Here is a 9,279-nt window from a genome sequence, read left to right as displayed (position 1 = left end):
CACCCCGCGCCGCCCCCGCGCACACTGGCACCGTGATGCCCGGCTTTCGGGCGGTGTATGGGTGGCGAGGGCGGTTTGGAGTATTTTCAGCAAGAAAATGCAGGAGGGTGGCGCCCCCGCGACCGTTCCAACACAAGACCGGCCCAACAAAAAAGGGCCCCCGCCAGCAGCGGAGGCCCCATATCTCTCAGGCTTTACGCCCGGCTGAAGGATCAGTCGTCCTTGTTCAGCGCGGCCCCCAGGATATCGCCCAGCGAGGCGCCGGAGTCCGACGAGCCATACTGCTCCACGGCTTCCTTCTCCTCGGCGATCTCGCGCGCCTTGATCGACAGGCCCAGACGGCGGGTCTTGCTGTCCACGTTGGTCACGCGCACATCCACCTTGTCTCCCACGCCGAAGCGCTCGGGGCGCTGCTCGGCCCGGTCGCGGGAAAGGTCGGAGCGGCGGATGAAGGACTTCATGCCCTCGTATTCCACCTCAATGCCGCCATCCTCGATCGCGGTGACTTCCACGGTGATGATCTGGCCACGCTTCACGCCGCCAACGGCCTCGGCAAACTTGTCACCGCCCAGCGCCTTGATGGAGAGCGAGATGCGCTCCTTGTCGACGTCGGTCTCGGTGACAACGGCCTTGACCATGTCGCCCTTCCGGTAGGACTGGATGGCATCCTCGCCACGCTCGTCCCAGCTGATGTCGGAAAGGTGCACCATGCCGTCGATGTCGCCGGGCAGGCCGATGAACAGACCGAACTCGGTGATGTTCTTGACCTCGCCTTCCACCTCGGTGCCCTCGGGATGGGTCTCGGCAAAGACTTCCCAGGGGTTGCGCATGGTCTGCTTGAGGCCGAGCGACACGCGACGCTTCGCGGTGTCGATCTCCAGCACCATCACTTCCACTTCCTGCGAGGTGGAGACGATCTTGCCAGGGTGCACGTTCTTCTTGGTCCAGCTCATCTCGGAGACGTGGACAAGACCTTCCACACCCGGCTCCAGCTCGACGAACGCACCATAGTCGGTGATGTTGGTCACGCGGCCGGTGTGCACGGAGTCGAGCGGGAACTTGGCTTCCACGGCATCCCACGGATCGTCCTGCAGCTGCTTCATGCCGAGGCTGATGCGGTGGGTTTCCTTGTTGATCTTGATGACCTGCACCTTGATCGTCTCACCGATCGAGAGGATCTCGCTCGGGTGGTTCACACGGCGCCAGGCCATGTCGGTCACGTGCAGCAGGCCGTCAACGCCGCCGAGGTCAACAAACGCACCGTATTCGGTGATGTTCTTCACCACGCCGTCCACGGTGTCGCCCTCGGTCAGCTTGCCGATGACTTCGGCGCGCTGCTCGGCGCGGGACTCTTCGAGGATCGCGCGGCGCGAGACGACGATGTTGCCGCGGCGACGATCCATCTTCAGAATCTGGAACGGCTGCTTGAGGCCCATCAGCGGGCCGGCGTCGCGCACGGGGCGCACATCAACCTGGGAGCCGGGCAGGAAGGCCACGGCGCCGCCGAGATCGACGGTAAAGCCACCCTTCACGCGGCCGAAGATGGCGCCTTCAACGCGCTCTTCGTCAGCATATGCCTTCTCCAGACGGTCCCAGGCCTCTTCACGGCGGGCCTTGTCACGGGAGATGCTGGCCTCGCCCCGGGCGTTCTCGACGCGATCGAGAAACACCTCGACCTCGTCACCAACGGCCAGTTCGGGGGCCTCGCCGGGGTTGGCGAATTCTTTCAGATCAACGCGGCCTTCCATCTTGTAGCCGACGTCGATGATGGCCTGGCCCGCCTCGATGGCGATGACCTTGCCTTTGACAACAGAGCCCTCGTCGGGCGTGTCGATCTCGAAGCTTTCAGACAGGAGGGCTTCGAATTCCTCCATGGATGCGTTTTGAGCCATGTGGCGCTTTTTTCCTTACGTTTCGGTTTCTGGCCGCGCGGTTGTCTCCGCCGGTCTTGGGGTTTGGTCTCTGCCGCAAGGGGCTGGCCCGGAAAACAACACAGGGCCGGAAGGCTCCGACCCTGCCCGAGTTTTCCGCCAGCAGCTCTCACGGCGGCTTGACGAGGGGGCGTTTAGCCCGTGAAACGCCGTATGGCAAGGGGTTTCACCGCTTTTCGGCGGCAGCGCGCGGCCCTAAGGTCCGCCCATGCGCACCCTCCTCGCCCTCACCCTCCTCCTCGCCGCCTGCGCCGCGCCGCCGCCCTTGCCCACAGGCGAAAGCCCGATTGCCATCAACCCGGCCCGCGCGGCTGAGATCGAGGCCGCGCCGCGCCTGACCGTGATGATCCCCGGCGCGCTGGCCTCCGTCGATATCTTCGCGCCCACCAACCACTGGGCGGCGCGGGGCCATGGTCTGGCCTACTACCGCTTCCCGGGGATGGACGGGCTGCCGCTTGACCATGTGCTTTCCATCGAGGCGGCGGCAGCTGAGATCGCCCGCTTCGCTCGCCGCTACCCCGACAAGCAGCTCACCCTCGTTGGCTACTCCGCCGGCGGTGCCATCGCGCTGCAAGCCGCCGCCCTGCTCGCGCCCCGGACCGTCACCGTCGCCGCCATCTCGCCTTCGCCCGAGCACGCGGGCGGGCTGCAAACCATCCTGCGCGGCGCGGGCGATGTGATCTCGGCCGCCACCCGCGCCGAGGCCTTCACCCGCAAGGACATCTGGGACGAATACTGGAAAACCCTGCTCTACGGGCGCGACAACCTGAGCAACCCCGCCTTCGCCGACCGGATCGAAACCCTCTCTGCAGAACACGCCCCCCGCATCGCCGATCCCAGCCCGGCGCTCGTGCGCGCCCACTCCGCCAGCCTGCGCAACTGGTCGCTTTCGGAGGAGGCCGACCTCAGCCATGCCCGCATCGGCTTCTTCATCGGCATGGAAGACCCGGTCTTCTCCACCCGCCAAACCGACGGCCTGCGCCAGCGCGCAGGCGGCGGGCGGCTCATCGGCTTTGCGGATGACGGGCACCTGCTTCTGCTCACCCGCAAAAGCCTCTTCGCCCATGTGCTGCGATTCGTCGAAGCAGCGCCCTAGTGGCTCCGCGCCGCCGAGAGCCGCTGGATCCAGGCATCCACGCTTTCAGCAGGCTTGCGGCTGTAAGGTGAGCCGCCGCCCCACTCGGATTCGCTTTGCGCCTGCTCCACCATCTCCAGCCAAAGCTCACGCGCCTTGGCCGGACTCACCTCGGGGCGTATGCCCTCGGCCGAAAGCGCAAGCCCCAGCTCATCCTCTGCCACGTAATTATAGCCCATCGCCCAATCCCTGAACGGCGTCGGCTCATCGGTATCTTCCGAAAGCAGCACTTCCACCTCCCGGTGCCGGGTATCGTGGTGAATGCGTTGCATGAGGGCCAGCACAACTTCGCGCGGCCCGTGTAGCGCCTGGAAAAACTGTTCGCGCCCGCGCAGCAGAAACCCGGTGATTTGGTTTTCCCGGTTGAAGGTGAGGGCCTTCAAGAGGATGTCGAGGTCGCTGTCGCCGAAGTCTTCATCCAGCGCGAGGGAGCGATAAACGAGTTGGTGCATTCCAGTCCTGTCAGTTTCTTACGTCCCGGGCCTCGGTCTCAGTCCCGGCCCGGGTAGTCTTGCTTCAATGCCCGCGGGGGAATCGATCAACAGATTTATCACGCGCCGTGTATTCGACAATTGCCCTGTTGCAAAAGGGTTAACGGCTGGCGCCTGTCGGCTCGCCCCAGGCAAGCGATTTCCTCTATATTGGTTAATTCCACATCCGCGATGTCTTATGACATGTGCATGGGTTGTGCATTGCCTGTGCATGGGTTCTGCACGGCAACTTTTCGCCGACAAGATTTCCGCAACACCGCTGTTAACCCTGATTTTTTACTTTATTTTCAGTCGGATACACTCACGCGCCCGGTCAAGCGCCTCTGCGATGCTCAACTCGGTCGTATCCAGCATCACGGCATCCTCTGCCGCCACCATCGGCGCCGCATCGCGGCCTGCATCGCGGGCGTCGCGGGCTTTCACATCTGCCAAGACCTGCTCAGGCGTCACCTCGTGACCGTTGCCGATAAGCTCCTTGTAACGCCGCTCCGCGCGGGCCTCGGCGCTGGCGGTGACAAAGAGCTTCACCTCCGCATCGGGGCAGATCACGGTGCCAATATCGCGCCCGTCCAACACCGCCCCGCCCTCTCGGCGGGCGAAATTGCGCTGAAATTCCAACAACTTCGCCCGCACCTCCGGGTCGGCGGCCACACGGCTCGCGGCCTGGGCCACATCGGGGGTCCTGAGCGCGTCCTCCGGGGCAAGGTCTGCCGGCACAAGCGCCTCTGCGGCCTCCACCGGCGCGGCCCCGGCCAGCACCTTGGCCCCCACCGCACGGTAGAGCAGGCCGGTATCAAGGTGGGCGAGGCCAAACTCACGGGCGACCGCCTTCGAGATCGTCCCCTTCCCCGCCGCCGCCGGCCCATCAATCGCTACGGTGAGTTTCATGCGCCCCTCTTCGATGCATACGCGCGTCGGCTTAACGCTTCCTTTACCCTGCCTGAACGGGCCGGATCATACCACCTGCGTCGTCAGCTCCGGGTCAGCCCTCGGCGCCTGCCGCTGACCCTCGCCGATCTCGTAGTAATCGCCCTTGTCGGCACAAAAGATATGCCCCTTCACGACAAGCCCCGTCGGCCCATCCAGAGTGCCCGCCATCACCGAGATATTCACCCCCGGCCCATCCCAGAAAAGCTGGCTTCCGCAGCTCGGGCAAAACCCGCGCCGGGCGTTTTTGGAGGAGGCAAACCAGCGCGGTTCTCCTGTGATTTCAAGGGCTTCTCGCGGAACTGAGGTGGCGGCAACATGGTGCCCGGTGGTCTTGCGGCACTGGCTGCAATGGCAGGCAATCACCGGCCGCCAGGGCCCTTCGGAGGCATACCGCACCGCGCCGCAGTTGCACCCGCCCGTCAGCCTCAAGCGTTGACCCTGTCGAGCTGTGCGCCCAGCCCGCCCATGAGTTCCATGAAGATCGGGAAGGAGGTGGCAATCGGCCCGGCGTCATCCACGCTCACCGGCTCTTTCGCCGCCATCCCGCAGATCAGGAAGCTCATCGCGATCCGGTGGTCGAGCCGCGCTTCGGCTCGCGCTCCGCCCGGCACACCCTCTGCCCCCAAGCCCTTGATCGCAAACCAGTCTTCGCCCTCATCAATCTCCACACCGCAGGCCCGGAGCCCCACTGCCATGGCGTCGATGCGGTCCGATTCCTTCACCCGCAGTTCCTTCACCCCGGGGCACATCGTGGTGCCCTCCGCAAAGGCAGCAACGACCGAAAGCACCGGATACTCGTCAATCATCGAGGCCGCCCGCTCTGCCGGCACCTCTATACCCTTCATATCTGGCGAGAATTTCGCCCGAAGGTCGGCCACAGGCTCGCCGCCCTCTTCGCGTTCGTTCTCATAGGTCAGGTCGGCCCCCATCTCCCGAAGCGTGGTGAAGAGCCCCGCGCGCGTCGGGTTCAGCCCGATGCCCGGCACCAGCACATCGCTGCCCGGCACGATCAGCGCCGCGCAGACCGGGAAGGCCGCGGACGAAGGGTCACGCGGCACCGCAACCACCTGAGGAGTCAATTCCGGTTGCCCTTTCAGGGAGATAACCCGCCCCTCCTCGGTATCTTCCACAGTCACCTCTGCCCCGAACCCGGCCAGCATGCGCTCGGTATGATCGCGCGTGGCTTCCTTCTCCGTCACCACCGTGATGCCCGGCGCGTTCAGCCCGGCGAGGAGCACCGCAGATTTCACCTGGGCGGAAGGCACCGGCGTGGCATAGCTCACTGGCACAGGGCTTTCCGCGCCCACCATCGTCAGCGGCAACCGCCCGCCCGTGCGCCCGTAAGACACTGTGCCAAATAGCGAAAGCGGCTCCGTCACCCGCCCCATCGGGCGCGAACGCAAGCTGGCGTCACCGGTGAAGGTCACGGCGAAAGGATGGGTCGCCACCGCGCCCATGATGAGCCGCACCCCGGTGCCCGAGTTGCCGCAGTCGATCACATCCTCCGGCTCGGCAAATCCGCCGACGCCCACGCCATGCACCGACCAGTCCCCCGGCCCGTGCTGCACCACCTCCGCGCCCAGGGCCCGCATCGCTTTCGCGGTGTCCAGCACATCCTCGCCTTCCAGGAGGCCGGTGATCTTTGTCTCCCCAACGGCCATCGCGCCAAGGATCAGCGAGCGATGCGAGATAGACTTGTCGCCGGGCACCTCCGCCACGCCCTTGAGCGGCGCGGCCTTGCGAGAGGTCATCGGGATGGGGGTGCCGTGAGACGACATGGGCGGGGCTCCTCTGAATTGCCCGCTCCGAATAGCCGCTTTCCGGGACGGCTTAAACCCTGCGGAAGGTCAGATAATGCGGCGTGCGGCCTTCGCGGAGCGCCTTCTGCTCATACCGGGTGCTGATCCAGTCTCGCCACGGCTCGCGCCAATCGGAAGGCCCTTCCGCCAGCCAGGCGAACCCATGGCGCGGAACCTGCTCCAGCGTCTGGCGCACGTAATCAGGGATGTCGGTCGCCACCCGGAATTCTGCCCCCGGTTTCAGCACCTTGGCCAAGGCCTCCAGGTAGTCCGGCGTCACGAAGCGGCGGCGGTGGTGGCGTTTCTTGGGCCAGGGGTCGGGGTAGAGCAGGAAGGCCTTGGACACGGAGCCCTCAGGCAGCACATCGAAGAGGTCGCGCACGTCGCCCGGATGCACGGCAAGGTTCTCCACCCCCGCTTTGCGGATCTTGCCCAGCAGCATCGCCACGCCGTTGATGTAGGGTTCGGCTCCGATGATCCCCACGTCGGGGTTGCTCACGGCCTGGTGCACCATGTGCTCGCCGCCGCCAAAGCCGACTTCAAGCCAAAGGTCCTTGCCCGGAAACAGCGCCTCAAGGTCAAGCGGAAGGCGGTCGGGGTTTTCGTCCCAGCCGACCTTGCCGGGCGACAGCGCGGCGAGGTCTTCATCCAGGTAGGCTTCCTGGCTCGCGCGCAGACCCTTGCCCTTCAGGCGGCCATAGAAGTTGCGCCACGGGGCGCCCGAGGAATGCTTGTCTGTCATGGGCCGGCGATGTAGCCGCCCCCCCGCCCCGGCGCAACCGCGCTTAGTGCAACTCGCCTTCGTCGATCTCCCGTCGGGTGATCTCTCGGATACCCTCGTAGGGCGTTCCGGCGACGGCACTGCGGATGATCTCCTCGGCCATGTCGAAATCGGCGACGTCGAAGCCGAAGTTCACCTCCGGCTCACCCGTTGCCGCGCAGGAGCCGATCTCGGCCCCTGCCCACTCGCCAGCCCGTGCCTCGATCAGCGCGTTCTCGATCAACTCCATGGCGGCGTTGCGAAAGTCGAGGGCAGCGTCCCAGTCGCCGGGATAGAGACCGGGGATGCGGTTGACGTTGTAATAGACTTCGACCGACTTGATCGTCATGCCAAGCCCTCCATGCCCTTCTGGCTAACAGAGAAGCATGAAAATCCGGCTAATTTGCGGCGTTTTCCACAAGCTCGCGCAATTTGGCGGCATCTGCGCGCGAAAAGGCACACAAGATCACGCGCGGCGCGGCGTCCAACGCCGCAAGGCCTTCGCGCAGCGTGGTCACGGCGATCTGTGCCGCCTCATCCTTCGGGTAGCCATAAACCCCAGTGGAAATGCCGGGAAAGGCGATGGAACTGGCCCCCACCTCGACAGCCCGCGCAAGGCTCTCTCGATAGCAGGAGGCCAGCAGCGCAGCCTCGCCTGCTCCGCCGCCCTGCCACACCGGGCCAACAGTATGAATGATCCACCGGGCCTTCAGATCATGACCGCCGGTCACCTTGGCCTGCCCGGTCTCGCACCCGCCAAGCGCGCGGCACTCTTCCAGCAGGCCCGGCCCGGCTGCCGCATGGATCGCACCATCCACCCCGCCACCGCCCAAAAGGGTTTCATTGGCGGCGTTCACGATCGCATCCACCTCAAGCAGGGTGATGTCGCTCAGGTCCACTTCAATCCGGGTCATGGGCCGAGTGTAGCGCATGCAGCAGAAACGAGAAGTCCCGCCGGAGACGCTCAGGCGGGACTTTGCTTGCGGCTTGCCAAATTTCAGATCGCGGCCTTGAGCGCCTCCGCCAGGTCGGTCTTTTCCCAAGAAAACCCGCCATCGCTCTCAGGCGCGCGCCCGAAGTGGCCGTAGGCCGCGGTGCGCTGGAAGATCGGCTTGTTCAGCTCAAGGTGGGTGCGGATACCGCGCGGGGTGAGGTCCATCGCCTTGGCCACCGCCTGCTCGATCTGCGCTTCCGGCACCTCGCCGGTGCCGTGGGTATCCACGTAGATCGACAGCGGCTTGCTGACGCCGATGGCATAGGACAACTGCAAGGTACACTTGCTGGCCATACCGGCGGCCACGACGTTCTTGGCGAGATAGCGCGCGGCATAGGCGGCGGAACGGTCCACCTTGGTCGGATCCTTCCCCGAGAAGGCCCCGCCGCCATGGGGCGCGGCACCGCCATAGGTATCCACAATGATCTTGCGGCCCGTCAGCCCGGCATCCCCGTCCGGCCCGCCGATCACGAACTTGCCGGTGGGGTTGATCCACCATTCGGTAGCACCTGTCAGCCAGCCTTCGGGCAGGATATCGCGGATATAGGGCTCGACGATGGCGCGCACATCTTCCGACGTGAGGGACGGATCCATATGCTGGGTCGAAAGAACGAGAGAAGTTGCCTCCACCGGCTTGCCGCCCTCGTAGCGCAGGGAGAGCTGGCTCTTCATGTCTGGGCCAAGGGCGGGCTCGGTGCCGTTCTTGCGCACTTCCGCCAGCTTCTTCAGAATCCGATGGGCAAAGTGGATCGGTGCCGGCATCAGATCATCGGTTTCGTCGCAGGCAAAACCGAACATGATGCCCTGGTCGCCCGCGCCTTCGTCCTTGTTGCCCGAGGCATCGACGCCCTGCGCGATATCGGCAGACTGGGCGTGCAGAAAGTTGTCCACCGTCATGTTGGCCCAGTGAAAGCCCTTTTGCTCGTAGCCGATATCTTTCACGCACTCGCGCGCGATCTCTTCCACCCGACCAATGACAGAGCCGGGGCCCCGCACCTCGCCACCAATGACGACGCGGTCGGTGGTGGCAAAGGTTTCGCAAGCCACACGCGCCTGAGGGTCTTCTGCGAGAAAGGCGTCGAGAACGGCGTCGGAGATGCGGTCGCAGACCTTGTCCGGGTGGCCCTCGGACACAGACTCCGAGGTGAACGTATATTCGGTACGAGACATTTTGGGGTAGTGCTCCATTGGTGTTTTCACCGCCACGCCAGGAAGCCGTTGTGGCAGCAGATGCGCTCT

General features: G+C 64.9%; 10 protein-coding genes and 1 riboswitch. Of the genes, 1 reads left to right on the top strand and 9 read right to left on the bottom strand.

The genetic code is table 11. The annotated features are described in order from the left end of the window. Window positions 1-212: 212 nt before the first annotated feature. A complete protein-coding gene (rpsA, locus tag DYI42_RS16250) occupies window positions 213-1,892 on the bottom strand; it encodes a 30S ribosomal protein S1 (RefSeq protein WP_213547050.1) in 1,680 nt (559 codons plus the stop codon). A gap of 247 nt (window positions 1,893-2,139) precedes the next feature. Between rpsA and DYI42_RS16245 the strand changes: the two genes are divergently transcribed. Next, window positions 2,140-3,027: an alpha/beta fold hydrolase gene (locus DYI42_RS16245; RefSeq protein ID WP_213547049.1), complete on the top strand. Its 888-nt coding sequence runs from the start codon at window positions 2,140-2,142 to the stop codon at window positions 3,025-3,027. Here DYI42_RS16245 and DYI42_RS16240 read toward each other — a convergent pair. From DYI42_RS16240 to metK, 8 genes are all read right to left on the bottom strand, one after another. Then, window positions 3,024-3,518 carry a BLUF domain-containing protein gene (locus DYI42_RS16240; RefSeq protein ID WP_213547048.1) on the bottom strand — a complete coding sequence of 165 codons (495 nt, stop codon included), beginning with the start codon at window positions 3,516-3,518 and terminating at the stop codon, window positions 3,024-3,026. The genes DYI42_RS16245 and DYI42_RS16240 overlap by 4 nt on opposite strands. A 315-nt stretch (window positions 3,519-3,833) precedes the next feature. After that, on the bottom strand, window positions 3,834-4,445 hold the full coding sequence (gene cmk / locus DYI42_RS16235; protein WP_213547047.1) for a (d)CMP kinase: 612 nt from the start codon (window positions 4,443-4,445) through the stop codon (window positions 3,834-3,836). A 66-nt stretch (window positions 4,446-4,511) separates the two neighbouring features. Further along, a complete protein-coding gene (locus DYI42_RS16230) occupies window positions 4,512-4,916 on the bottom strand; it encodes a GFA family protein (protein ID WP_213547046.1) in 405 nt (134 codons plus the stop codon). Beyond that, window positions 4,913-6,265 (bottom strand): 3-phosphoshikimate 1-carboxyvinyltransferase, encoded by a 1,353-nt coding sequence (gene aroA, locus DYI42_RS16225; protein WP_213547045.1) that lies wholly within the window; start codon window positions 6,263-6,265, stop codon window positions 4,913-4,915. Before aroA ends, DYI42_RS16230 begins: the two co-directional genes overlap by 4 nt. A gap of 52 nt (window positions 6,266-6,317) precedes the next feature. Further along, window positions 6,318-7,028 carry a tRNA (guanosine(46)-N7)-methyltransferase TrmB gene (gene trmB, locus DYI42_RS16220; RefSeq protein ID WP_213547044.1) on the bottom strand — a complete coding sequence of 237 codons (711 nt, stop codon included), beginning with the start codon at window positions 7,026-7,028 and terminating at the stop codon, window positions 6,318-6,320. Window positions 7,029-7,071: 43 nt separating this feature from the next. Further along, window positions 7,072-7,395: a hypothetical protein gene (locus DYI42_RS16215; protein WP_213547043.1), complete on the bottom strand. Its 324-nt coding sequence runs from the start codon at window positions 7,393-7,395 to the stop codon at window positions 7,072-7,074. 49 nt (window positions 7,396-7,444) lie between these two features. Beyond that, on the bottom strand, window positions 7,445-7,960 hold the full coding sequence (locus tag DYI42_RS16210; RefSeq protein ID WP_213547042.1) for an O-acetyl-ADP-ribose deacetylase: 516 nt from the start codon (window positions 7,958-7,960) through the stop codon (window positions 7,445-7,447). Window positions 7,961-8,043: 83 nt separating this feature from the next. After that, a complete protein-coding gene (gene metK, locus DYI42_RS16205) occupies window positions 8,044-9,210 on the bottom strand; it encodes a methionine adenosyltransferase (protein WP_213547041.1) in 1,167 nt (388 codons plus the stop codon). A gap of 10 nt (window positions 9,211-9,220) precedes the next feature. Next, window positions 9,221-9,270: riboswitch (SAM-SAH riboswitch) on the bottom strand. Window positions 9,271-9,279: the final 9 nt, after the last annotated feature.

Source organism: Vannielia litorea (genome assembly GCF_018424695.1).
Classification (GTDB): domain Bacteria; phylum Pseudomonadota; class Alphaproteobacteria; order Rhodobacterales; family Rhodobacteraceae; genus Vannielia; species Vannielia litorea_A.
The sequence above is the reverse complement of the archived record's forward strand: the minus strand, read 5'-3'. Positions and strand labels throughout refer to the sequence as shown.